The sequence below is a fragment of the Pandoraea sp. LA3 genome, assembly GCF_022696215.1.
Taxonomy (GTDB): domain Bacteria; phylum Pseudomonadota; class Gammaproteobacteria; order Burkholderiales; family Burkholderiaceae; genus Pandoraea; species Pandoraea capi.
This window is the reverse complement of record NZ_PTPY01000020.1, coordinates 149,234-173,995: the sequence shown is the minus strand read 5'-3', so window position 1 is coordinate 173,995 and position 24,762 is coordinate 149,234. Positions and strand designations below refer to the sequence as shown.

The 24,762-nt window shown below is 65.7% G+C and carries 22 protein-coding genes and 1 tRNA gene; 11 read left to right on the top strand and 12 right to left on the bottom strand.

The annotated features are described in order from the left end of the window. Window positions 1–149, top strand: a 149-nt coding sequence (locus C5N93_RS04270) for a transposase (protein ID WP_242558397.1), incomplete at its 5' end; no start/stop codon positions are given. Window positions 150–322: 173 nt separating this feature from the next. On the opposite strand, the gene C5N93_RS04265 is transcribed toward C5N93_RS04270, so the two are convergent. Next, window positions 323–407: transfer RNA gene (locus C5N93_RS04265), tRNA-Leu, on the bottom strand. Window positions 408–500: 93 nt separating this feature from the next. Between C5N93_RS04265 and C5N93_RS04260 the strand changes: the two genes are divergently transcribed. From C5N93_RS04260 to C5N93_RS04235, 6 genes are all read left to right on the top strand, one after another. After that, entirely contained in the window at window positions 501–710 is a 210-nt protein-coding gene (locus tag C5N93_RS04260; RefSeq protein WP_139133237.1) for a hypothetical protein, read from the top strand. Beyond that, the gene (locus tag C5N93_RS04255; protein WP_242558392.1) at window positions 707–1,399 is read left to right on the top strand and encodes a chromate transporter; all 693 of its coding nucleotides are present in this window, start codon (window positions 707–709) and stop codon (window positions 1,397–1,399) included. The genes C5N93_RS04260 and C5N93_RS04255 overlap by 4 nt, the downstream gene beginning before the upstream one ends. A gap of 22 nt (window positions 1,400–1,421) precedes the next feature. Beyond that, window positions 1,422–1,946: a chromate transporter gene (locus C5N93_RS04250; RefSeq protein WP_150719695.1), complete on the top strand. Its 525-nt coding sequence runs from the start codon at window positions 1,422–1,424 to the stop codon at window positions 1,944–1,946. 160 nt (window positions 1,947–2,106) lie between these two features. Then, a complete protein-coding gene (egtB, locus tag C5N93_RS04245) occupies window positions 2,107–3,477 on the top strand; it encodes an ergothioneine biosynthesis protein EgtB (RefSeq protein ID WP_242558391.1) in 1,371 nt (456 codons plus the stop codon). After that, window positions 3,477–4,466: an L-histidine N(alpha)-methyltransferase gene (egtD, locus tag C5N93_RS04240; protein WP_242558390.1), complete on the top strand. Its 990-nt coding sequence runs from the start codon at window positions 3,477–3,479 to the stop codon at window positions 4,464–4,466. The genes egtB and egtD overlap by 1 nt, the downstream gene beginning before the upstream one ends. 484 nt (window positions 4,467–4,950) lie before the next feature. After that, on the top strand, window positions 4,951–5,778 hold the full coding sequence (locus C5N93_RS04235; RefSeq protein ID WP_242558389.1) for a DUF4088 family protein: 828 nt from the start codon (window positions 4,951–4,953) through the stop codon (window positions 5,776–5,778). Between the two features lie 107 nt (window positions 5,779–5,885). Here the strand turns inward: C5N93_RS04235 and C5N93_RS04230 are convergent, their stop codons facing one another. The 3 genes from C5N93_RS04230 to C5N93_RS04220 form a co-directional block, all read right to left on the bottom strand. Further along, on the bottom strand, window positions 5,886–6,779 hold the full coding sequence (locus tag C5N93_RS04230; RefSeq protein ID WP_242558388.1) for a DMT family transporter: 894 nt from the start codon (window positions 6,777–6,779) through the stop codon (window positions 5,886–5,888). 144 nt (window positions 6,780–6,923) lie between these two features. Further along, the gene (locus C5N93_RS04225) at window positions 6,924–7,916 is read right to left on the bottom strand and encodes a hypothetical protein (protein ID WP_242558387.1); all 993 of its coding nucleotides are present in this window, start codon (window positions 7,914–7,916) and stop codon (window positions 6,924–6,926) included. Then, window positions 7,913–8,089: a hypothetical protein gene (locus C5N93_RS04220; RefSeq protein ID WP_174980705.1), complete on the bottom strand. Its 177-nt coding sequence runs from the start codon at window positions 8,087–8,089 to the stop codon at window positions 7,913–7,915. The genes C5N93_RS04225 and C5N93_RS04220 overlap by 4 nt, the downstream gene beginning before the upstream one ends. Window positions 8,090–8,692: 603 nt before the next feature. Here C5N93_RS04220 and C5N93_RS04215 point away from each other — a divergent pair. Then, a complete protein-coding gene (locus C5N93_RS04215) occupies window positions 8,693–9,169 on the top strand; it encodes a nitrate reductase associated protein (protein ID WP_242558386.1) in 477 nt (158 codons plus the stop codon). Between the two features lie 50 nt (window positions 9,170–9,219). Here the strand turns inward: C5N93_RS04215 and garD are convergent, their stop codons facing one another. Beyond that, window positions 9,220–10,818 carry a galactarate dehydratase gene (garD, locus tag C5N93_RS04210; RefSeq protein WP_242558385.1) on the bottom strand — a complete coding sequence of 533 codons (1,599 nt, stop codon included), beginning with the start codon at window positions 10,816–10,818 and terminating at the stop codon, window positions 9,220–9,222. 387 nt (window positions 10,819–11,205) lie between these two features. Here garD and kdgD point away from each other — a divergent pair, with 387 nt between their 5' ends. Both kdgD and C5N93_RS04200 read left to right on the top strand, forming a co-directional pair. Beyond that, window positions 11,206–12,117 carry a 5-dehydro-4-deoxyglucarate dehydratase gene (gene kdgD / locus C5N93_RS04205; protein ID WP_069342776.1) on the top strand — a complete coding sequence of 304 codons (912 nt, stop codon included), beginning with the start codon at window positions 11,206–11,208 and terminating at the stop codon, window positions 12,115–12,117. A gap of 11 nt (window positions 12,118–12,128) precedes the next feature. After that, on the top strand, window positions 12,129–13,703 hold the full coding sequence (locus tag C5N93_RS04200) for an aldehyde dehydrogenase (NADP(+)) (RefSeq protein ID WP_242558384.1): 1,575 nt from the start codon (window positions 12,129–12,131) through the stop codon (window positions 13,701–13,703). Between the two features lie 93 nt (window positions 13,704–13,796). Here the strand turns inward: C5N93_RS04200 and C5N93_RS04195 are convergent, their stop codons facing one another. From C5N93_RS04195 to C5N93_RS04185, 3 genes are all read right to left on the bottom strand, one after another. Beyond that, window positions 13,797–14,789 carry an anti-sigma factor gene (locus C5N93_RS04195; protein ID WP_242558383.1) on the bottom strand — a complete coding sequence of 331 codons (993 nt, stop codon included), beginning with the start codon at window positions 14,787–14,789 and terminating at the stop codon, window positions 13,797–13,799. After that, window positions 14,789–15,370, bottom strand: coding sequence for an RNA polymerase sigma factor (locus C5N93_RS04190; protein WP_069342779.1), 582 nt, complete (start codon window positions 15,368–15,370; stop codon window positions 14,789–14,791). The genes C5N93_RS04195 and C5N93_RS04190 overlap by 1 nt, the downstream gene beginning before the upstream one ends. Before the next feature lie 199 nt (window positions 15,371–15,569). Further along, a complete protein-coding gene (locus tag C5N93_RS04185) occupies window positions 15,570–15,962 on the bottom strand; it encodes a hypothetical protein (protein ID WP_083253935.1) in 393 nt (130 codons plus the stop codon). Window positions 15,963–16,317: 355 nt separating this feature from the next. Here C5N93_RS04185 and C5N93_RS04180 point away from each other — a divergent pair, with 355 nt between their 5' ends. Continuing rightward, window positions 16,318–18,084: a methyl-accepting chemotaxis protein gene (locus tag C5N93_RS04180; protein WP_242558382.1), complete on the top strand. Its 1,767-nt coding sequence runs from the start codon at window positions 16,318–16,320 to the stop codon at window positions 18,082–18,084. 24 nt (window positions 18,085–18,108) lie between these two features. On the opposite strand, the gene C5N93_RS04175 is transcribed toward C5N93_RS04180, so the two are convergent. Genes C5N93_RS04175 through C5N93_RS04160 form a run of 4 tightly spaced genes read right to left on the bottom strand, consistent with a single transcriptional unit; the run spans window position 18,109 to window position 24,761 of the window. Continuing rightward, on the bottom strand, window positions 18,109–19,572 hold the full coding sequence (locus C5N93_RS04175) for a heavy metal sensor histidine kinase (RefSeq protein ID WP_242558381.1): 1,464 nt from the start codon (window positions 19,570–19,572) through the stop codon (window positions 18,109–18,111). Further along, a complete protein-coding gene (locus C5N93_RS04170; protein WP_242558380.1) occupies window positions 19,569–20,252 on the bottom strand; it encodes a heavy metal response regulator transcription factor in 684 nt (227 codons plus the stop codon). The genes C5N93_RS04175 and C5N93_RS04170 overlap by 4 nt, the downstream gene beginning before the upstream one ends. A 24-nt stretch (window positions 20,253–20,276) precedes the next feature. Continuing rightward, window positions 20,277–23,444 (bottom strand): CusA/CzcA family heavy metal efflux RND transporter, encoded by a 3,168-nt coding sequence (locus tag C5N93_RS04165; protein ID WP_242558379.1) that lies wholly within the window; start codon window positions 23,442–23,444, stop codon window positions 20,277–20,279. Window positions 23,445–23,462: 18 nt separating this feature from the next. Then, window positions 23,463–24,761, bottom strand: a complete 1,299-nt coding sequence (locus C5N93_RS04160; RefSeq protein WP_242558378.1) for an efflux RND transporter periplasmic adaptor subunit — start codon at window positions 24,759–24,761, stop codon at window positions 23,463–23,465. Window position 24,762: the final 1 nt, after the last annotated feature.

The window sequence follows — 24,762 nt, the reverse complement described above, 5'->3', positions numbered from 1 at the left end:
CGCACGCTCGGGCTGTCATCGCGGCATGGCGTCAGGACTACAACGAGCAAAGGCCGCACAGCGCACTGAACTACCTTGCGCCGTCAGAGTTTGCGGCGAAACATCGAGCAACCGCGGATGCTCCTGCCGCTTTCCAGGAGCAGGTTTAACGGGACTTTGCTAGAAGCCCATTGGCCCTATTGAAGGGGGCAGGTCACACTGAGTAGCGAAAATAGCTATTTCTGGCTACGTTCTGGCACCGTTCCGGGAAGGGAAGATATCACGCAAACCCTTGAAATAATAGGGTTTACTGCGTTTAGCTTGATAAGGCTTAAAGCCCTATTGGTACCGGGGACCGGACTTGAACCGGCAAGCCCTAAGGCGGCGGATTTTAAGTCCGCTATGTTTACCAATTTCATCACCCCGGCAAGGGCACGCATTCTAACATCCCCCACCGAGATACGTCAGTTGGGTATCATGGGGGTATGCACGCACTGTGCGCGTCAACGGAGATCGATCCCATGCTGGAGAATCTCGACCGCATCGCCCTGTCGCTCGACGCCATCGAAACCGCCGCCCGCGACGTCGCCATGCATTCCCCCCAGAACGCGCAAGCCCTCTACACCGCGCTCATGGAAATCCGTAACGCCATCGCACTCGTCGCGCAGGAAGTCGTCCGCCTCGAACACGAACTCCACGGGCATAACCCCTCCGGCAACGGGCAATCGTGACATTCCTCGCCTCCGATACTTCAGACGCCTCCTCCCCCGAGCCGCCTGCGCCAGACACCGTTACCCCAAACCCCACCGAGCCACCCACCTGCTGGGACCTCGCCCTCGCCTTCGGCACCATCGGCGCCACCGGCTTCGGCGGTGTCCTGCCCTGGGCGCGACGGATGGTAGTCGACCAGCGGCGCTGGCTCACCGACCGGGAATTTGCTGAATTGCTCCCCCTCGCGCAACTCCTCCCCGGCCCCAACGTCGCCAATATCGCTACCGTCCTCGGACGCCGATTCCGTGGCCCGCGTGGCGCCGCATCCGCCGTCGCCGGCCTCTATTTCTGCCCGACGCTCGTCATCATCCTGATCGGCTACGCCTACGCCCTATGGGGGCAAACTCCGCTCGTCCAGCACCTGCTCTCCGGACTCATGCCCGCCGCCACCGGACTGGTCATCGCTACGTCGGTACGCCTGCTCGGGGGGCTGGAGCGCCACTGGACGACACTCGGTTTTGCCGCGGCCACCTTCCTCGGTAGTTTCGTTCTCGGACTCCCGCTGCTGCTCGTGCTCGGCGTTCTCGGCCCCTGCGCCATCCTCACAGCCTACCGGCGTGGCCGGTCGCAGCCGCGAGATGACCACGACCTTCAAGGGCAAAGCGGCCAGAGCGGTCAGAGCGGACAGAAGGGTCAAGAGGGCCATTAAGGCCGAGAAGACGACGTCGCCCATGCACACACTCATCGATCTCTTTCTGCACGGCTCGCTCTGGTCGCTGCTCGCCGTCGGGGGCACCAACGTCACTCTCGCCGATATCCACCGCTACGCCGTCGAGACGCGTCACTGGATTACCGACGCGCAGTTCGTCACCTTCTTCTCGCTCGCCCAGGCCGCCCCCGGCCCCAACGGCATGGCCGTCACCCTGATCGGGCTTCAGGCCGCCGGGCTGCCCGGCGCCTTCACCGCCACGCTCGCCAAGTGCGCTCCGAGTTCGCTGCTCGCCTATCTGGTCGGCGGATGGGTCGATCGGCACGAGCGCTCGCCTTGGGTGCGGGCCGTGCGCGCCGGCCTCGCGCCCATCACCGTCGGCCTGCTCGCCGCCAGCAGCGCCCTGCTCGCTCGGGAGGTGGATATCAACGTCGCACGCGGCATTGTCACGCTGATCGCGGTCGTCATTACATTGCGCACCCGCTGGAATCCCCTCTGGTTGATCGCCGGGGGTAGCTTGCTCGGCCTCACCGGCTGGCTGATGTAGGCAGTCCGCGCTCTCATCCGCCAACGCGCCTTCAACGCCCCGTCAACCCTCGTTACGAACCGTCACACAGTCGCCCCACACTGGGGGTGTATGACGCCCGGACAACGGGTCTACAATAGGCAACACGTTTCACAACACGGTGTGTCCCCCGGGAATCCCCATGACCGTCCCCTGTTGTACGTCGCAAGCCGAGGCGCCCTCTGGCACCTCACCCAACGTCACCCGCTCGCGGATCGCACGCGACGGCCCGTCGACGCCCGCATCAACGCATCCATCAACACACGCACCTCAGCACGCATCAGCGCCGCCCGCGGCCCTGCATGACCGCTTCGACGCCGTGCGCGCCGCATCCGTCGCTTTCGCACAGGGCCTGTCGGACGCCGACGCCACCGTGCAATCGATGCCGGACGCCAGCCCCATCAAGTGGCACCTTGCACACACCACGTGGTTTTTCGAGACGTTTTTGCTCGCAGAAGCCAACACCCCGGCCGGCGGACGCTATCGTCCCTACGATCCGCGCTTCGCCTACCTCTTCAACTCCTATTACGAAGCCGCCGGGCCGCGTCATCCGCGCCCGCAGCGCGGACTGCTCTCCCGCCCCACGCTCGACGAAGTGCTGGCCTATCGCCGCCACGTCGACGCCGCGATGCACGAGCGCCTGCTGCACGCGGACCTCGCGCCTGAGACCGTTGCGCTCGTCACCCTCGGCCTGCATCACGAAGAGCAGCATCAGGAGCTGATGCACACCGATCTGCTACACCTGTTCGCGCAGAACCCGCTGCGGCCCGCGCATCGGGAGCCGTCCGCCGTATTACATGCCGCAGCACCGTTGCAGTGGATCGAACACGACGGCGGGCAGCATCGCATCGGGCATCCGGGCGACGCCAGCCACGCGGGCGGCCCTTCCAACGCTTTTGCCTTCGATTGCGAAACCCCTTCGCATGACGTGCTGCTGCGCCCATTCGCCATCGCCTCGCGCGTGGTGACGAACGGCGAATGGCGTGCGTTCATCGAGGACGGCGGCTACCGCATGGCGGGACTCTGGCTCTCCGATGGCTGGGCGACGGTGCAACGCGAAGGCTGGGGTCACCCGCTGTACTGGGAACTGCATCAAGGCGAATGGCAATCGATGACGCTCGCGGGCATGCAACCTGTCGACGACGACGCGCCCGTGCAACACGTGAGCTACTTCGAAGCCGATGCCTTCGCGCGCTGGGCCGGCAAGCGTCTGCCGACAGAACAGGAATGGGAGGTGGCGGCCAACGTCTCGTCACCCTCGCAACAAACGATGGAGCAACGCTTTGGCCCCGTATGGCAATGGACGGCAAGCCCGTACGTCGCCTACCCGGGATTCCGGACGGCATCGGGGGCCGTCGGCGAGTACAACGGCAAATTCATGTGCGGACAGTTCGTGCTGCGCGGCGGCTCGCTCGCCACGCCGCCGGGACACGCACGCGCCACGTACCGTAACTTCTTCTACCCGCATCAGCGCTGGCAGTTCTGCGGCCTGAGGCTCGCGGAGGACCGCTGATGTTGCAAGCCACGCAATCCAATCAAGCCGCAGCGTTCGTCTGCCCGTCGCTGCCGGAGAACGCCTTCGCCACCGACGTGCTCACCGGTCTCGGCCATACCCCGAAGACCCTGCCGAGCGTCTGGCTCTACGACCAGCGCGGCAGTGAACTCTTCGAGGAGATCACGGGACTCGACGAGTACTATCAGACGCGCACCGAAACGGCCCTGCTCGGGGAATGCGCCGCCGCCATCGCAGATGTCATCGGGCCCGACGCCGTCGTCGTCGAGTTCGGCAGCGGCTCCAGTCGCAAGACCCCGCTGCTGCTCGACGCACTCGTCACCCCGCGGGCCTACGTGCCCGTCGACATCGCCGACGAGTTTCTCGACGATGCCGTCGCCACGCTCGCACGCCGCTGCCCGGGCATTCCGATGCTGCCGGTACGGGCGGACTTCACGCGTCCGTTCCATCTGCCGCCGCAGTTGCAGAACACGCAAGGTCCGAGACTGGGTTTCTTCCCCGGGTCGACCATCGGCAACTTCGCGCCCGCGCAAGCCGCCGCGTTCCTCGCGCACGTGGGCAAGATGCTCGGCCCGCGACGCCGCATGGTCGTCGGTGTCGACGCCTGCAAGGACCCCGCCGTGCTGCTGCCCGCCTACGACGACGCGCGCGGTGTGACGGCGCAGTTCGATCTGAACGTGCTCGTGCGCATCAACCGCGAACTCGACGGCGACCTGCCGCTCGATGCCTTCCGACACGAAGCCCGCTTCAACGCCGGGGCGAGCCGCATCGAAATGCATCTGGTCGCGCAGCGTCCCTTCACGGCAACGGTGCTCGGCAAGCCCTTGCGCTTCGCCGCAGGCGAGTCCATCCATACTGAGAACTCCTACAAATATGGACAGACGGAGTTTCGCGCACTGGCGAACTCTGCGGGCTGGGATATCGAGCGCGTCTGGCTCGACGCCCGCTCACGCTTTGCCGTCTACCTGCTGCGCCCCGTCACCGACTAAACCCCGCTGAGCCGACGCGCTCGCCGGAGCCCCGAACGCCGTCGAAATTCCCGCCCCCCGAGGATGACACCGGACACCCGATGTCATCCTCTTCGCACATCAGGCACTTCGGACACGGCCAGACGCCGACGCCACAAGGCGTTGAAAGAAAATGTGCATCGGACGCTAAAGTTTTTGCATCGTTTTGCCGTTGATGCATGCAGACTCATGCTGCGCGCAACGCGAATCACCAATTCCGTGCGACGCAGACCATCTCACAGCGCACGGCCACGACCGCAGCGCACCGTTTATACGAATCGCTGCACATGACTTCACGCGCAACGGGGATGCACGTGGCACGAGCTTCGGCGGCAGCGCCTGTGGCTCGATGCACTCATACGGACGCCGGACCGCCCGGTACGACTTCGCTCGTGCAACGCGCGCGCATCGCCGTTGCCGACGAAAGCGCGACGATCATGGCGATCGCGACGCAGGAGCCGTGCCGATGAGTCGCGTCGCCCTCACCCTCTCCGACACCGCACTCGCCGATCTGCAAAAGGACTTCGACGCCTTCGTGCGCATCTCGTCCGCCGTCGATCGTCATTTCACGCCCCCGTCGTTCGACGACTTCCTGCGCGCCCGCCTGCTCGACAGCACCGTGCCGCTCACCGAAGCCGCCGTGGCGCAGTTGCTCGCCGGCGGTCACTACGCTTGGGCCAAGCGCACCTTCGACAAGCAGTTTCCGGATGTCGTCTCGATCATCCTGAATCAGGCGCGTCAGCACGGGTTCTACTTCGTATCGCGCCCGGAATGGTCGCGTGAAGACATGGCGCGTCAGGCCAGCCGCTGGGCCGAAGGGATCGTGCGTGAAGCGAAGGGGGAAGAACGTATCGTGGAGTCGCTCGCCGGGCAAATCGTGACCTCGGCGCAGGATCTGCGCACGCTGGAAGCGACCTTGCAGACGCCGGCATGGCGCACCGCTTCGGTGCTGCGCGAGCGCGTATTCGAAGCGAAGCGCAGCGTGGAAACCGCCCGCACATTGCTGGCCCGGGAAAAGCTCGGTGAATTGCGAGCGCTACTCGACCTCGCCGTCATCTACGGTTCGGTCGGCGCTCAGGAAGCCGACCAGATTCTTGAGTATCTGGGCGTGCTGCGTCCAGAACTTTTCAACGACGACCCGGGCATCTTCGAGCGCCTCGCCGCCTGGTTGCGACGCCTGCTCACGCCGAGCCTCCCGCGCGCCACGCCAGCCCCGGAAGTTCAGGTGCCCACGCTCGGCACCGAAGTCCCGCATCAGAACGCAGAGCCGCTGCAAACGCCCGTCGCTCGCTAATCGCCGGACGGCGGCAGACGTATCGCGCCCGCCCGATGTCGATGACGGGTGGGCGTCCCATCAAGGCACTACGCTGCGATGGCGCACATCGCAACGCCCGGCCAATCTCACCGATTGAAGATCAGCGCCACACCGGCGCTCGCGATCAGCGCGCCCCACCACGCCCCCGCCGCCGGACGCTGCCGGGTGCGAATCCACAACAGCGGCAGCACCATCACCGGCGTGGTGGCCGAGAGCGTTGCGATCACCCCCGTATTGCCGTGCCCCATGCCGTACAGCAGCAACGTCATGCCGACGGCCACGCCGACGAAGCCGGACGCCGCCGTGAGTGCCAGCGTCCCCGGCGTGAACGCAGAGAAGATCGCGCGACCGCGGCGCGCCGCGATGATCGTCAGCCCCAGCGCCGACACACCCACGCGCACCGCCGACGCCCCGACCGGATCCACCCCCGCCGCCATGACCGGCTTGGCGATCAATGTCCCGATGGAGTGACACAGCGCCGCCGTCAGGCCGATGGCGACACCCACGCGCACGTCACCTCGCACCGACTCCCAGTGATGGGCATCTTCGCGACGGCCACCGAACGCGATCGCCAGCGCCACGCCTGCCGTCACCAACGCCACACCGAGCACCGCCCGCCACCCGAGCGCCTCGCCCAGCCAGAAATAGCCGAGCACGGCCGTCATCGGGGCGTTGGTCGCGAAGACGATGGAGTTGCGTCGCGGCCCGAGCCGGCCGAGCGACGTGTAAAGAATCGTGTCCCCGACGAGAATGCCGATCAGCCCCGACGCCGTGAGTCGCAGCCATTGCTCCAGCGTGAGCGACGGCCAGCCGCGCAGCACCGCGAGCGCGAACAGCAGCATCGCGAACACCAGCAACATCCGGGCGTAATTGAAGGGGAACGAACCGGCCTGACGGACAGGCGTGATGGCGATCATGCCGCTGCAAGCCCAGCAGAGGGCGGCACCGAGCGCGGCGAGGTAGGCGAGTTGGGTTGTCATGGTCAGGGGGCGGACGGCGCAGAGCCGCAACCGCCCCCGCCGTTGGGACGCCATTATACGAGCCACATGCCCCATTCGGGGGCATGAATTGCGCGTGACGATTCGCTATCGCTCCCCGAGCCAGTCCGAGCTAACCCGCTGGCGTCACAGTGCCTCGTCGAGCCGATACAACGCGTCGAACATCACGCGGTAAGCCGCCGCGACCCCATAGGCCCCGCGCAGCATCCGCAAGCGCGATGGCACATCGGGCTCGCCTGCATCCTCGACCCACTGCGACAGCAGCGCCGTGCCGCCGCAAACGCTCGCGTCGTGCCGGGCATGCGAGCACACGGCGGCGAAACCGTCTGCCGCCGACGGATATCGCTGTGCGAGCGCGTCGAACTGCGCTTCGAGCTCGCTGGCCGCCCGTACGGTCGACGGCGCCTGACACAGCGCACAGCAACCGACATAGGCCGGCATGTCGCCCGCCGCACCGATGATGAAATCGATAAGCGCGTGCGTCGCGTCGAACGCGCCGCTGTCCAGAAAGGTCCGTGCCGCAGGACCGCATCGCAGTAACCCGGCCGCGAGCATCGTCGACTGCCCGCGCTGCTCGCGATACTGACGCAACAGCAGCGGCCGCAGTGCGGTGTCCGTGCAACGCTCCACGGCAATGCGGTTGTGGACGTCCGCCCCCGCCGCACGATGATAGAGCTGCGCGAGAAACGCCAGCACCTGAATGTCGCTCGACTCGCCGGCGAGAAAGCGCGCCCAGAACGGCGCCGCGAAGATGCCTCGCACCCAGTCGTCGCAAATCCGGCCGAACGCCGGCACGATGTCGCGACGCGTCGCGGGCAGGACATGCACGAGCGCTTCGTCGACGAGCGTCGCCAGCCACGTGCCCGGCATCGGCGCTTCGGCGAGCAGTACGCCGTGCTTCACGCGCTCCAGCCACAGGGCGGTATCGGCGGGGGCGTCGTGCAACGTGCACGACACTTCGTGAGACGAGACGGTCACGGCGTCCGGCGCACACGTCCATTGCGCATGCGGTGACGCGATCACCCAAACGGCAGTGCCGACCGACGCGCACGACGCCTCCGACACCGCCGACTTGCCCCCTGCCTCGGCGGCACCACACACGACGGATGCGACGCTCATCGGACGATGGCTCCCAGCACGGTCAGACATTCGGGCGAGACACTGCGCACCACTTCGATGCGCAACGCCTCGCGCGCGGCGGCATCCATCCCCGGCGGTTGCGCTGCCTGCGCCACACCGCCGCGCCGACTGTTGCGTGGTTTGCCACGTCCCGCACTGGCATGGCGTGACACGTCGGCGGCGTCCGGCGAGGACGGCGTCCCGCGGGCGGGCGCCGCCTTCGGTGCATCCAGAACGACGGGGAGAAACGGAAAGGGCATAGGCGATGGATTTGACGAATGGGACGACATGTCGACTCCTGTCGGCTGTTGAACGACTGCGCAATGGACTCGGGCAATGGCGCACCCGCAGAGGCAACCACCGGCTCGCAAAGCGGGATATCGACGACGCGACCGGCGGGGAGAGCGACTACCTTAGAAAATCCGGGCCGGGTGCGGAAGGAGCCCAAACTCTAGGACGATTCACATTAAGTGGATTGTGATCCGTCCGAAATTCCCGTCGAGCAGCCAACCGCCAGCCTTTCCGTGCCGTGGGATGTCACACGAAACGGACGATTTCCCAAGTGTCGATCGCGTCAATTTTGAGAAATATCCCAAGAACAAAAGGCGATCCCAAGAAGACACTTCGCTCGCCTGCAACGTCGAAGGCGTTCTCACCGTTGTCATATCGTGCAGACGAATCGCGTCCCGATGTCGCACCGGCACCTGCGCGACGCACGCCGGAGCGCGAGTACAATCGATCGCACGCCATACGTCGCCATTCAAGGAGTGACAGCCATGCATCTCTATCAGCGTCTGCCGATCTTTGTTTTCGAGATCGAAGCCTGCGAAAACCTGAAGTACATCACGATGGCGATTCGCTTCAATCTGGATCGCAACGGCCAGCATCTGTCGCTGGCGGACTGGCAGCGGCTGCCGCAGGAAGCGCGCGAGACGCTGGCCTCGTGCGTGCCGGGCGACGATGACTTTGCGGCGCGTCTGGACGAGATTGCCCGCCAGCATCTCGGGCAGGAAGTCGAGCGCAGTGTCGATCCCGCGCCGACGGCGTGGCAGGACATGAACGCCCTGCCGCCGGGGTTGCTGAAACAATGCGAAATGGCGGATCTATTGCCGCCGGACGTCGGCAACTGGGGCACGCTGACGCCTTTCCGACGCTATGTGCTCACGAAGCTTTCGCGCCGCGACACGCTCAATCACTGCTTCGTGCCGGCGATGCTCGAATTCGGGCTGGCGCAGACACTGGCCGAACTCTGAGCCCTTTTGAGCGACGCCGAGGTGTCCCCCCGGCGTCGCTTGCCCCGCGCTCAGGTCACCGGCGCCGGATTGAACAGCGTGAGCGCGTTGTGCAGGCCCCATCGCTCGGCCCACGTTTTCTCACCGCTGGCCACCGCGAGCATGAGGTGGAACAACTGCCAGCCGATGTCTTCGATCGTGGCCTCACCGGTTGCGATGCGTCCGGCATCCACATCCATCAGATCGTGCCACCGACGCGCCAGATCCGAGCGTGTCGCCACCTTGATGACGGGCACTTCGGCGAGTCCATACGGCGTGCCCCGCCCCGTCGTGAATACATGCAGGTTGATGCCTGCTGCAAGTTGCAGCGTGCCGCAAATGAAGTCGCTGGCCGGCGTGGCCGCGTAGATCAACCCGCGTTGATGCGCCCGGTCGAGCTTCGCGCCCGGCGACACCACCCCGTGAATCGGCCCGCTGCCTGACTTCACGATCGACCCCATCGCCTTCTCGACGATGTTCGACAGGCCGCCGCGCTTGTTGCCCGGGGTCGTGTTAGCGCTGCGGTCGACACGGCCACGCTCCAGATACGCGTCGTACCAGGCCATCTCGCGAATCATGGCTTCGGCCACCTCGGGCGTTGCCGCGCGCGACGTCAACTGATCGATGCCGTCGCGCACCTCGGTGACCTCCGAGAACATGACCGTCGCCCCCGCCCGCACTAGCAGGTCGGTGGCGAAGCCTACGGCCGGATTGGCCGTCACGCCGGAGAACGCGTCGCTGCCGCCGCACTGCACGCCGACCACCAGTTCGGACGCCGGCACGGTCTCGCGCCGACGCGCATCGAGCCGCGCCAGATGCGTGCGCGCCGTCGACAGAATCGAATCGATCATCGACAGGAAGCCGACATGGGCGTCGTCCTGCAAGCAGACCGTGTCGGGCTTGCCGTCGGCGCCTGCGCTGCCGATAGGAATGCTGCCCTCCGGTAGCAGACGCTCCGGCTGCAACTTCTCGCAGCCCAGACTCACCACCATCACTTCGCCGCCGAAGTTCGGGTTCGTGGCGATATTGCGCAGCGTGCGGATAGGGACGATGGCATCCGGCGCGTCGATGGCAACGCCGCACCCGTAGGTATGCTCCAGTGCGACAACGTCGTCGACGTTCGGATACTGCGGCAGCAACGTCTCCTTGATGCGCTTGACCGCGAACTCGACCACGCCCGCCACGCATTGCACCGTGGTCGTGATCGCCAGGATGTTGCGCGTGCCGACGGAACCGTCGGCATTGCGATAGCCCTGGAACGTAAAGCCTTCGAGCGGCGGCAACTCGGCCGGCACACGTGTGCCGATCGGCAGACGATCCAGCGACGGTGCCTCGGGCATCGTCAGGTTGCGCTCGTTGACCCAGCTTCCCGCAGGCAGCGCACGCGCGGCATAGCCGATCACCACGCCATAGCGGATCACCGCGGCCCCTTCGGCCAGATCGGTCAGCGCGACCTTGTGGCCTTGCGGTACGGCGTCGACCAGCGTGAGACCGTCCGCGAACCGGCTGCCAGCGGGCAGCCCACCGTCGTTCACCACAATGGCGACGTTGTCGTCCGCCTGCATCTGGATATAGCGCGGCACCGCCTGCCCCACACCGCCGCTGTCGTTCATCGATCCCTTCGACGTCATTTCGCTCCCTCCTCCCCCTGACTTTCCCGCACCGGCGTCATCGGTCTCAGGCCACGCTCGCACGTCTGAATGCATGCGATCCGTCGCGCCGTACCGACACAGGCACAAAAACCGGTGGCAGTCGTTGATGTTCGCTCAACCACCCGTCACTTATGCGTCATCATACATCTAGATACCCCGCTACGCGCGGACTTCCGGGGTTCTCGCAGAATCAGGAAAAACCCTTCCGGGGCCTTTTGCGGGTTTATCCCACTGCCATTCGACGGGTCAGCCTCTTGTCCGACCTCATCACATGTTATACGATGACATATAACTCAGCGCTGAGCGCTGGTTGAGCGCCATCTTTATTCATCGAATCCGGCCCTGTGGCCGACAGGAACTCTTGAAATGACCGCACCTCAAGAACTCAAGCAGATCGTCTCCGACGGCTTGTTGTCTTTCCCCGTGACCGACTTCGACGCTAACGGCGACTTCAACGCACGCGGCTACGCGGCGCGTCTGGAGTGGCTGGCGCCGTTCGGCGCGACGGCGCTCTTCGCCGCGGGCGGCACGGGCGAGTTCTTCTCGCTCACCCCGCAGGACTACAGCGCCGTCATCAAGACGGCGGTGGACACCTGCGCCGGCAAAGTGCCGATTCTCGCGGGTGCCGGCGGCCCGACGCGTCTGGCCATCGAATATGCGCAGGAAGCCGAGCGTCTGGGCGCGAAGGGCGTGCTGCTCATGCCGCATTACCTGACCGAAGCGAGCCTTGACGGCATCGCCGCGCACGTCGAACAGGTCTGCAAGGCCGTGAACATCGGCGTGATCGTCTACAACCGGGCGAACTCGAAGCTCGGCGCCGACCAGCTCGAACGCCTGGCCGAGACCTGCCCGAACCTGATCGGTTTCAAGGACGGCGTGGGTGACATCGAGCGCATGGTGCAGATCCGTCGCCGCATGGGCGATCGTTTCTCGTATCTGGGCGGTCTGCCCACGGCGGAAGTCTATGCCGCCGCTTACCGTGCGCTGGGCGTGCCGGTGTACTCGTCGGCCGTGTTCAACTTCATCCCGAAGACCGCGATGAAGTTCTATCACGCCGTGTGCAACAACGATCAGGAGACGATGGGCCATCTGCTCGACACGTTCTTCCTGCCGTATCTGGAGATTCGCAACCGTCGCGCGGGCTACGCCGTGAGCATCGTCAAGGCAGGCGCGAAGCTGGTCGGTCACGATGCCGGTCCGGTGCGCGCACCGCTGACCGATCTGCTGCCGAATGAGCTCGAAGCGCTCGACGCCCTCATCAAGCAAGTCGAAGGCTAAGGGGACCGCTCATGCAGATCACCGGTGAGATGTTGATCGGCCGCGCCGATGTGCGCGGCAGCGCCGGAACGCTCGAAGCGTTCGATCCGTCGCGTGGCGAGCGTCTGACGCCGACGTTCGGCGCAGGCACGGTGCAGGACGTCGAACGGGCGTGCGACCTCGCGCGCGCCGCGTTCGATCCGTTCCGTTCGCTGCCGCTGGCCAAACGCGCCGAGTTTCTGGAAGCCGTGGCGCAGGCGATTCTCGATCTGGGCGACGCGCTCATCGAGCGTGCGCACGCCGAGACCGGTCTGCCCGTGGCACGCCTGCAAGGCGAGCGCGGACGCACCGTCGGCCAGTTGCGGATGTTCGCCCGCGTGGTGCGCGACGGCCACTTCCTCGATGCCACCATCGACCCCGCACAACCGGCACGTGAACCGCTGCCGCGCAGCGACCTGCGTCTGGCGAAGATCGGCCTCGGCCCTGTGGCCGTGTTCGGCGCGAGCAATTTCCCGCTGGCGTTTTCGGTAGCAGGTGGCGACACGGCATCGGCGTTTGCCGCCGGTTGCCCGGTGATCGTCAAGGCGCACTCGGCGCATCTGGGCACCTCGGAACTCGTCGCACGCGCCGTGCGCGCCGCAGTGCAGAAACTGGGTTTGCCGGAAGGCGTGTTCTCGCTGCTCGTGGGTGAGCGTGCCGTTGGCGAAGCGCTGGTCGCACATCCGGCGATTGCCGCCGTGGGCTTTACCGGGTCGCGCAACGGCGGTCTCGCGCTGCAACGCATCGCACAGTCGCGCGCCGTGCCGATCCCCGTGTATGCCGAGATGAGCAGCATCAATCCGGTGTACCTGCTGCCCGAAGCATTGGCGGCCCGGGGCGAGGCGATCGCTCGGGGGTTCGTCGATTCGCTGACGATGGGCGTCGGCCAGTTCTGTACGAATCCGGGGCTGGTGCTGGGGATTACGGGCGACGCGCTCGAACGCTTCTGCCAGACGGCATCGGACGCACTCACGGCCAAGGCCGCCGGCACCATGCTCACGCCGGGCATCGCGCAAGCGTACGACAAGGGTGTGGGGCGTCTGGTCGACGAACCGAACGTGACGCTGGTCGCACGCGGTCAGTCGGGCGGCGCGTGTCAGGGTCAGGCTGCGCTGTTCCGCACGACGGCAGCTGAATTCCTCGCTACGCCAGCATTGCACGACGAGATGTTCGGTCCGGCGTCGGTCGTGATTGCCTGCGATACCGTCGACGAGATGATCGCGATCACCGAACGTCTGGAAGGGCAGTTGACGGCGACGTTGCAACTCGACACGGGTGACGCCGCGACGGCGCGTCGTCTGCTGCCGAGTCTGGAGCGTCGTGCCGGACGCATTCTCGCCAACGGTTTCCCGACCGGCGTCGAAGTGTGTCACGCGATGGTCCACGGCGGCCCGTTCCCCGCGACGTCGAATGCGATGTTCACGTCGGTCGGCGCGTCGGCCATCGATCGCTTCCTGCGTCCGGTGTGCTATCAGGACTTGCCGGATGCGCTCCTGCCGGAAGCCTTGCAGGAGGCCAATCCGCTGGGCCTGTGGCGACTGCGTGACGGCGCGCTTGCGCAGCAGTAAGCGAATAAGCGACACGCACGCTGCAATGACAAACGCCCTCGGTCCGAGGGCGTTTGTTTTGATACGGTGAAGACAGCGATGATTGCGACGACGTCAGGACGCCGCGCGATCCGGCCGCAGTTCGTGCAACATCAGCATGCCGTACAGCGGCGTGACGGGACCGTCCGCCAGCGCCTTGGCGACCGCCTTGAGGTCCGTCGATCCGGGCGCACCGATCAACGCATAGCCGATCTGGCCCTTGCGCCACGTCACCACGCCCATGCTGTCGACCTTCTGCTCCGCGACGCCCTGATCGGGACGCGTATCGCGCACCACACACAGCGCCACGGGATCGCCCTTCGCCGGGAGATACACCATCTGCACCAGCGCGCTGTCCTTCCAGCGCAGACGTTGCACGCGCTTGAACGTCAGCCCTTGCGAGCGCAGATCGGGCACGCTGATGTCGAGCTTGTCGTTCTGACGGATGTCGCTCACGGTACGCTCGGTGTCGCCGTCGTCCACATGGATGGAAGCGACGGTGTCACGCGCATACAACTGCTGATACTCGGCCGCCGCGCGCACCCACGTGCGGCCCTGTTCGGGCTTCGCCGGGACTGACGCGGTCATGAACCCGCCCGTGCCGCCCTGATTCAGCACGCCGGAGAGCAACGGCAACGTGACGGCGGTGGCAGCAACACCCGCCGCGAAAGCCGCGGCGAGCCACCACGGGCGCACGCGTCGCCCGGCCGGGGCATCGTTGGCGGCCGGCGCCTGATGCATAGCATCGACCTGAACCGGATGAACCGGTGCGACCGGATCGGCAGCCCTGAGCGTTGCGGGCACTTCCTGCATGTCCTGTGCCCCAGCCGCCTGACGTTGCGCGTGCGAGCGCAACAGCGCGTCGAGGCTGGCGGTAAGGCTTTCAGGGACGGGCGGGATCGCCTGCGCCGCGAACGTCTCGCGGTACGGCAGACGCGACGCGCGCAACGACTCGACCGCGTCGGCCAGTTCGGGCGACGCGGCGATGGCCGCTTCCACTTCCGCGCGCTCCGCTACGGGGAGTGCGCCGTCGACGTAAGCGAGCAGGCGGATATCGTCTTCGTTCATCACGCGTCCTCCTCACGTGCGCCGGCTGCGGGACCGGAGCGATGCTCGCGCTGTGCGCGATCCGCAAGGCGGGGTTGCCCCTCGGGGTTACGAAACTGATCGCCGATGGTTCGGCGGGCTCGCGACAAACGGCTCATGACGGTGCCGATAGGCACGTCGAGCACATCTGCCGCCTCCTGATAACTCATTCCCTCCACTGCCACGAGCAGCAGCACGAGGCGCTGCGCTTCGGGCAGACTGTCCACCGCGCCGAAGACCTGGCGATAGCTCGCGAGATCCTCGGGCGTGGACGCCTGAAGATCCGGAATCGCTTCGACGTCGGCCTCGTCCCACGCGAGACTGCCGCGCGAACGCACGCGACGCGCGCGGATCTCGTTGATCCACGTCGTGTGCACGATACTGAACATCCAGCTCAACGCCGAGGTGCCCGGCTGCCACTGGTGCACGCGCTCAAGCGCGTGCACGCAAGCGCGTTGCACGAGATCCTCGGCATCATGACGATCGCCCGTAATACGCAAGGCGAACGCCCAGAGGCGTGGCAGCAAGCCCGGAAGCAAGCTGGGTAAATCCTGACCGGTCATCGGCGAATTTCCTGGCGGAGGGTGCCTGGCGGCAAGCCAGTCCGAAGCATCGCCGGCGAATGCCGCCGGCGCTTGCTGCGAAATTATACTGAGCCGCCGCGATTTTGCGCGGTCCGACCCGGCAGGCCGATATGCCAACACCCTCTCGCTCCCCGTCAGGATTCCCTAAACGCCTGACTTGCGCCTCGTTGGCGGCCGCTCAGGGCTTGACAACGTGCCACACGTCCTTGACGCCGTCGCCCTTCTTGTCGCCGGCGGCAGCGTCCTTCACGAACAGATACAGCGGCTTGCCCTTGTAGGCCCACTGCTTCATGCCGTCATCGCGCGTCACGATGGAGTAGTTGCCTTCGGCTTTCGCCCCCGCGTCGGCCATGACCGGCGGCCAGGCGGTGGCGCATTGGCCGTTACAGACGCTCTTGCCGCTGCCTGCCACATCGTTGTCGAACGTATAGACGGTGCGGCTCTGGGCGTCGACGAGCACGCCATCGGCGGTCTTGAGCGGGACTTCCGCGTGGGCGGCGGCGGCAGCGAACAGACCGGCGGCAGCCACGAGGCTGGTGAGCACAGCGGACATCGATTGACGTTGGTTCATGACTTGGCTCCTGAGTGAAATGTCGTTGTCGACACTCTCTGAACGCTTGGCGCCGACGCTTTATTCCACACCCTTTTATCGATATTTTTTGCTGCGCCGCAGCACGTCGTGACGGCAATCCTCGCGCCGTCACCACGCCGTCATGCGCTCGCCCGACACTCGGTCGGCGCGGCACAACGCAAGCTCAAGCGCAAACTTTCAACGAACCGTTGATCTCTATCCGTGCTCGCCAGGCGGAATAATCGACGTCTTCACGGGGTTTGCCCTGTGGGCAATGCACGCGCCCGGCACACGTTCGCGAACCCTCCGGTGCGCGCATTGACGACCAATAAGAACGATCAGACCAGACACCGATATGAAAGCGCCCTCCCGCTCGTCACTCTCACCACACTCACCGCACTTGTCGCATCAGCCGCGCCTGAGCGTGGCCGCCCGTCTCGGGCTGAGCTTCACCGTGATCCTCGTCATGATGCTGGCCCTCGCCGCACTCGCCGTGCTGCGCGTGCATGGCATCGAGCGCACGCTCACGAACATCAGCGACAACAACAACGTCAAGCAGCAGTACGCCGTGAACTTTCGCGGCAGCGTGCACGACCGCGCCATCGCCGTACGCGACCTCACCCTGGCCGACGACAGCCACGTCGATGAAATCGTCTCGCTCATCGAACGCCTGAACGCCGACTACCAGCGCTCCGCCGGGCCGATGGACGCCCTCTTCACCCCGGCCAACGCCGGCAACGTCCGCCCCGAAGAGCGCGAAGACCTCGCCGCGATCAAGGCGATCGAGGCGCGCACGCAGCCGATCATCACGCAGGTGATCACGCTGCGCCGTGCGGGCGATCTCGACGGCGCACGACGCCTCGTGCTCGATCAGGCACGCCCGGCCTTCGTGGACTGGCTGGCCGCGATCAACCGCATGATCGATCTGGAAGACCGCACCAGTCATACGGAGTCGATGGAAGCGGTCGCGAGCGCACACGGGTTCCAGAACGTGATGCTCGCGCTGGTGATCGTGGCGCTGACGTGCGGAGCGGTCATGGCGTTTCTCATCACGCGCCAGTTGCGACGCGCGCTCGGCGCCGAACCGGATGACGTCAAGGCACTCGCGCTGGCTGTCGACCGTGGCGAGCTGTATCACGAGTTCGACCTGGGCCATGGCGCCTCCGCCAACGGCGCGAACCGTGAGCGCGACACGAGCATCATGGCGTCGCTCGCGGAGATGGCGACCAACCTGCGCCGCGCGGTGACGCAAGTGCGCCACGCCTCGCATGACGTCACCGAGATCAGCCATCGCATCGCGTCGGGCAACCGCGACCTCGCGGCGCGCACGGCCGAGCAGGCCAGTTCGCTGGAGCAGACGGCAGCGGCGATGGAAGAACTGACCTCGACCGTCAGTCAGAACGACGAGAACTCGCGCGGCGCCAACGACCTCGCGCACCGTGCGGCCGAAATGGCCGAGCAAGGCGGCGCGATGGTCGAACAGGTGGTCACGACGATGTCGTCCATCGATGCGTCTTCACGCAAGATCGTCGACATCATCGCGGTCATCGAAGGCATTGCGTTCCAGACGAACATCCTTGCGCTGAATGCTGCCGTGGAAGCCGCGCGTGCGGGCGAGCAAGGCAAGGGATTCGCCGTGGTGGCAGCGGAAGTGCGCAGCCTCGCAGGACGCAGCTCGGCCGCCGCCAAGGAAGTGAAGCAACTGATCGACGCCTCGGTCTCGCAAGTCGCCTCGGGCACCACACTCGTGCAGAACGCGGGCAACACGATGCGTGAGATCGTCGCGCGCGTGAAGCAGGTCAGCAACGCCATGGACGAGATCAGCGCCGCCAGCCACGAGCAAAAGCAGGGGATCGAGGAAGTGAACCGCGCGATTGCATTGATGGATCAGGTGACGTCGCACAATGCCGCGCTGGTGGAAGACGCCGGCGCCGCCGCACAGATGCTGCAACAGCAGGCGCAGGCGCTCACGCTGGCCGTCGGCCGCTTCCATCTGGAAGCCGACGATGCCGCTCTCGATGCCACACCCGCCGCCTTTGCAACGTCGGCACAGGCCTCGAACGACGCCGGGCACGACGCGGGCGCGGCCACTCGCCCGGTGAAGGTGCTGCGCGCAGGCTGACGCGCCTCTCTATCACCGCCCCCTTCACCCCTTCACGTCCGCGCGCAAGGGAAAGCTGAGGACCAGCGACGTGCCATTGCGCGCGTCGCTGCTCGCGGTGACTTCACCGCCGTGCAGTTCCACGATGGATTTGACGATCGCCAGACCGAGGCCGGTGCCGCCGGTTCTGGCATCTTCCTCGTTGTGCCGCGACGGATCGACACGGTAGAGCCGATCGAAGATACGCGGCAAGTGCTCCGGCGCGATCACGTCGCCCACGTTATGTACGCGAATCCTCGCGTGTCCGGGCGTCGTAGTGCAAGACACCAAGATCACGCTGCCCGCGCGCGAATGCCGGATGGCATTGACGAGCACGTTCGCCAGCGCACGCCGCACCAGCGCCCGGTCGATCTCTGCGGTAGCGTCGCCCTCGACCGTCAGTCCAAGCCCCGCCTCCTCCGCCATCGGTAAGAAGTCCTCGACCAGCGAGACCGCGATAGCCGCCAGCGAACTCGCCTCACGTCGGATTTCCGTATGCGCCGATTCGGCGCGCGCGAGAAACAGCATCGTCGAAATCATGTGCGACAGACGCTCGCACTCCTCGATCGCCGACACCAGTACCGCCCGATACTCCGCCGGTGGACGCTCACGCGAGAGCGCAACCTGCGCCTCTCCCATCATGTTCGATATCGGCGTGCGCAAGTCGTGCGCGAGGTCCGACGAGAACTGCGAAAGCCGCGTGAACGATTCGTTCAGCCGCGCGAGCATGCGGTTGAACGCATGGGTGAGGTCGCGAAGTTCCGCAGGGATGTCGTCTTCCGGCAGCGGCTCGCCCTCGTTGCCGAGCCGCTCGCTCGACACCTGTTCAGCGGCGCGGGTAAGCCGTTGCAGCGGACGCAGACCGAGCGTCACCAGCCAGAACGTCAACGCCCCGATCAGCACGGTGCCCGCGATTTGCACCGCCAGCGCGGTCAGCGCGAACTGCGTGAGAACGGCCAGCCGCTCCGTCGAATCCATCTGCACGACGAGGACGACGTGCGCCGCGTCAGCGCCACCGTCGCCGATCACGGCATCCGCCGCGACGTATTGCAACCGCTCGCCGGGCTTGCCTCTGCCGAGCCGGTGCACATCGTCGTCGCCCGGCGTCTTGCCGGAGCCGACACGCGTCAGCTCGCCCGTGGCAGACCGGTACCCCCGGCTCGCCACGAGCGTCTTGCCGTCGGTGTCGAGCACGGCGAAATCGAGATTCTGATGACCGTGCGTCGCGTCGTACCAGCGACGCGGATCCGCGCCGATCTCGGCCTTCGTCGAGATGCTGCCCAGTTCGTGGCGCAGCGCGGTGACGGTGCCCAGCAGATCCTGATGCGCGCGCACCCGCAATTGCTCGGAGAGCGCGAAGTACTGATAGAGCAGAATCAGCGCGAGCACCATGAACTCGCACGCGGCGATGATGAACGTGAGACGCGCGCGCAGCGAACGCGTGCGCCGCGCACGCAACGAGAAGTTCATGACACCGTGCCCTCGCGGCGTTCAAGCACGTAGCCCATGCCTCTGACGGTATGAATCAGCTTGGGCTCGAACGGATCGTCGATTTTCGCGCGCAAGCGCCGCATGGTCACGTCGACGATGTTGGTGTCGCTGTCGAAATTGACGTCCCACACCTGCGAGGCGATCAGACTGCGCGGCAGAATCTCGCCCTGACGTCGCATCAACAACGCGAGCAACAGGAACTCCTTGGCGGTGAGCACGATGCTCGTTCCCTGACGCACCGCTTTGTGACCCAGCAGATTCAGTTCGAGATCGCCGACGACGAGCACGTCCGACTCGCGCGTACGCCCCCGTCGCAGGATCGTGCGAATGCGGGCGACCAGCTCCGCGAAGGCGAACGGCTTGGTCATGTAGTCGTCCGCGCCCAGATCCAGCCCCTTGACCCGGTCACCGAGATCGTCGCGCGCCGTCAGGAACAGGACCGCCGTGTCCTGCTGCGCACGCAACTGGTCCAGCACCTGCCAGCCGCTCCTGCCCGGCAGCATCACGTCGAGAATCACGAGATCGTAGGCGCCGGTCACCGCCATGTGCAGGCCGTCGACGCCATCACCGGCGACATCGACCACGTAACCGGCCTCCGTCAATCCTTTCTTCAGGTACTGACTCGTCTTGAACTCGTCCTCGACGACAAGAATTCTCATACCTCCTCCTACCGCCTTCTCCAGTTAACTTCCCTTGCGACTGCGCTGCCCCACCATGCGGTAGAGCACCGGCAACACCAGCAGCGTCAGCACGGTCGACGACAGAATCCCCCCGATGACGACCGTCGCGAGCGGACGCTGGACCTCCGCCCCGGTGCCCGTGGCGATCGCCATCGGCACGAAGCCCAGCGACGCGACGAGCGCCGTCATCAGCACCGGCCGCAGGCGTGTGAGCGCACCTTCGCGCACCGCCTCCGCCAATGGACGTCCGTTCTCACGCAAATTGCGGATAAAGGATATCAAGACCAGCCCGTTGAGCACGGCAACGCCTGAAAGCGCGATGAACCCCACGGCTGCCGTGATCGACAACGGGATGCCGCGCAGCCACAGCGCGACGAGGCCACCACACAGGGCGAACGGAATGCCGGTGAAGACGATGAGACCGTCGCGCACGTTGTTGAACATCACGAAGAGCAGGCCGAACACCATCAGCAACGCCACCGGCACGACGATCTTCAGACGATCCGAGGCCGACTGAAGTTGCTCGAACTGACCGCCCCACGCGGTCCAGTAACCCGGTGGCACGGTCACCGTCTCGATCTGCCTGCGAGCGTCTTCGACGAACGAGCCCAGATCGCGCCCGCGCACGTTGGCGCTCACCACGACGCGCCGCTTGCCGTTTTCGCGGCTGATCTGGTTGGGGCCGGGCGAGAGATCGAGCGTCGCCACTTCGGACAGCGGGATGAACGCGACACGCGGGGCAGCGCCTGCGATGGTCGACGCGCCACCGCCCGCCCCTTCGGTTCGGGGCAGTGCGATGGGCAGACGACGGATGGCGTCCAGATCGCTGCGCAACGCGTCGGGCATGCGCACGACGATGCTGAACCGGCGATCGCCCTGAAACAGCGTGCCCGCGGTCTGGCCGCCGAGCGCCGCCGCTACGGTGTCCTGCACGTCGGCCACGTTCACGCCGTAGCGCGCGATCTTCTCGCGCTCGACGTTGATCGTGAGCATCGGCAGGCCCGACGTCTGCTCGACCTTGACTTCGGTCGCGCCGTCAATCGCTTGCAGACGTGCGCTGATGCGCCCCGCCACATCGTCGAGCACGGCCGTGTCGTCGCCGAACACCTTCACCGCCACGTCGCTGCGAACGCCCGAGATCAGTTCGTTGAAACGCAACTGGATCGGCTGCGAGAACTCGTAGTTGCTGCCCGGGATCGATTGGGCGATGCGCGTGACCTCGTCGATCAACTGCTCGCGCGACTTGCCCGGATCGGGCCACTCGGACTTCGGCTTGAGCATGATGTAGCCGTCCGAGATGTTCGGCGGCATGGGGTCGGACGCCACCTCGGCCGTCCCCGTGCGCGCAAACACACGCTCGATCTCCGGCAGCTTCGCCACGAGCGCCTTCTCCAGTTGCTGCTGCATCGCCACCGACTGCGTGAGGCTCGTGCCGGGAATGCGCAGCGCCTGAATCGACAGATCGCCCTCGTTGAGGCTCGGCATGAACTCGCTGCCCAGCCGCGTGGCGAGCGCGAACGTCAGCAGCACGGTGACGCAGGCACCGGCCACCACCGCACGGCTGTGCGCCAGTGCCCAATCCAGCGCCGGCTCGTACGCACGACGCGCCAGCGTCATCAACCGATTCTCTTTCTCGGACACCCGATGGCCGATGAACGCGGCAATCGCCGCAGGAATGAACGTGACCGACAGCACCATGGCAGCCGCCAGCGCCATGACGACCGTGATCGCCATCGGGTGGAACATCTTGCCTTCCACACCGGTGAGGGCAAAGATCGGCACATACACCACCATGATGATGGCCTGACCGAACAGCAACGGTCGACGGGCCTCGCGCGCCGCCGCAAACACTTCTTTCAGGCGCTCGCGCAGCAACAGGGGGCGTCCCGATGCCTGCTGCGCATGCGCCAGACGGCGCACACAGTTCTCGACGATCACGACGGCCCCGTCGACGATGATGCCGAAGTCGAGCGCGCCCAGACTCATCAGATTCGCGCTGACGCGACCGGCCGCCATGCCGGTGAAGGTCATGAGCATCGCCAGCGGAATCACCATGGCGGTGATGAGCGCGGCGCGCAGATTTCCCAGGAACAGGAAGAGCACGGCGATGACGAGTGCCGCGCCTTCGAGCAGGTTCTTCTTCACCGTCGCGATGGCCTTGTCCACCAGCACCGTGCGGTCGTACACGGGAATCGCGGAGACCCCCTCCGGCAGACGCTTGTTGATCTCGGCCAGCTTCTCCGAGACGGCGCGCGAGACGGTTCGGCTGTTTTCACCGATCAACATGAACACGGTGCCGAGCACGACCTCGCGGCCGTTCTCCGTCGCCGCGCCCGTGCGCAGTTCCTGTCCGATCGACACTTGCGCGACATCGCGCACGCGCACCGGCACGCCGCCCACGTTGTTGAGCACGACGTTGCCGATGTCGTCGGTGTTGCGCACCTGCGCCGGCACGCGAATGAGGTATTGCTCACCGCGTCGCTCGATGTAGCCCGCCCCGGCGTTGGCGTTGTTGCGCTCCAGCGCACGAACGACATCGGCAAACGTGAGGCCGTAGGAGATGAGGCGCGCAGGGTCCGGCGCCACCTGATACGCCTTCGCCTCACCGCCGATGGTGTTGATCTCCGTCACGCCCGGCACGTTGCGCAATTGCGGTTTGACGATCCAGTCCTGAATTTCGCGCAGATCCGTCGACGTGTAAGGCGTGTTGTCCGGCTTGCGGGCCTGCGGCGTCGCCTCGACTGTCCACAGGAAAATCTCCCCCAGCCCGGTCGAGATCGGCCCCATCTCGGGATTGATGCCGTCAGGCAGCTTCTCTTTCGCCTGCGCAATGCGCTCGTTCACGAGTTGCCGGGCGAAATAGATGTCCGTGCCGTCCTTGAAGATGACGGTGACCTGCGAGAGACCGTATCGCGAGATCGAACGGGTCTGCTCCAGCCCCGGCAATCCCGACATGGCCGTCTCGATGGGATACGTGACACGCTGCTCGGCTTCGAGCGGCGAGTACCCCGGCACGTTGGTGTTGATCTGCACCTGAACGTTGGTGATGTCGGGCACGGCGTCGATGGGCAGACGCTGATAGGCGAAGACACCGGCGACAGCCACCGCCAGCGTCATGACCAGCATCAGCCAGCGATGCCGGATGGAAAATTGAATGATGCGTTCGAACATGCTTGGCGTCCCCGTCTGTCAATGACCGTGCTCTGCGGTGCTCTTACCGAGCTCCGCCTTGAGCAGGAAGCTGTTCGATGCGACGTATTCGGTGCCAGCGGACAGTCCCTTGACGATCTCGACCGAGGCGCCGTCGCGGCGACCGGTTTGCACCGGCGTTGCCACGAAGCCCTTGGGCGACTTCACGAACACCATCGTGTCGTTGCCGATCGTCTGTACCGCGTCGAGCGACACGGCGACGGGCACCGCGACCTCGCTCGTGGTGAGCGCCACGTTGACGAACACACCGGGGCGCCACACGCCCTGCGGGTTGTCCAGCGTGACGCGTGCGACCGCCGTGCGTGTCTGCTCACCGAGCAGCGCGCCGACATAGGACACACGCCCCGTCGCCTTCGAGTCGAACGCCGTGGCACGCACCTCGACCGGCGTGCCGACGCGCACCGCGCCCAGCCACTGCGGCGGCACTGCGATTTCGGCCCAGACGGCATTCAGATCGGAGATCGTGAACAGATCCCCGGCTTCGGTCACCGCTTCGCCCATGGCGGCATGCTTCGCCACGACCGTACCGTCGAAAGGCGCTCTGAGCGTGAATCGGTTCAGGCCGCCGCCATCCGTGCCGCCTGCACCGATGTCAGCGCCTAACGCATTGAGTTTCTGACGCGCGTTGCGCAACGCAATGTCCGCCTCGCGCAGCGCCTGCTGTGCCTGAAGGAAATCCTGCTCGGCCGAAATCTTGTCTTCCCACAGCGACTTCTCGCGCTCGAACGTCTTGAACGCCATCGCGCGACGCTCCTGTGCCGTGAGCCATTCGGCCCGCTGCTCCGAGACCTGCGTGCTGGAGATGACGGCCAGCACGTCGCCGCGCCTGACCTGCTGACCGAGATTGACATTCACACGCTCGACCACGCCCGCCACACGCGCCACGACGTGCGCCGTTCTGTCCTCGTTGAAACGCACTTCGCCCGGCAACTGTGTCGATTCGACGATCTGTGCCGCGCCTGCCGCCCTGATCTCGATACCGGCGGCGGACTGCTGGTCCGCGCTGAGACTGACCAGCCCCTCGTCGTCGTGATCCTTCGCTTCGCCCGACGCGCGTGCGGTGTCGCCGTGCGCGCCTTTTTCGTCGTTCCCATGGCCGTCGTCTGCGCCGTCATGCGCGTGTGATGCCCCCGACGATGCCGACTGGCTGCCCGCGGGCGCCGAGACAGACGCCGAACCGGCGCTGGCAGACCGATCGAAGGCGAACAGGCCGATGGCCGCACCGGCGATCAGCACGACGAACGCGCCGGCGATTTGCAGTTTTCTGATTCGTTGCACA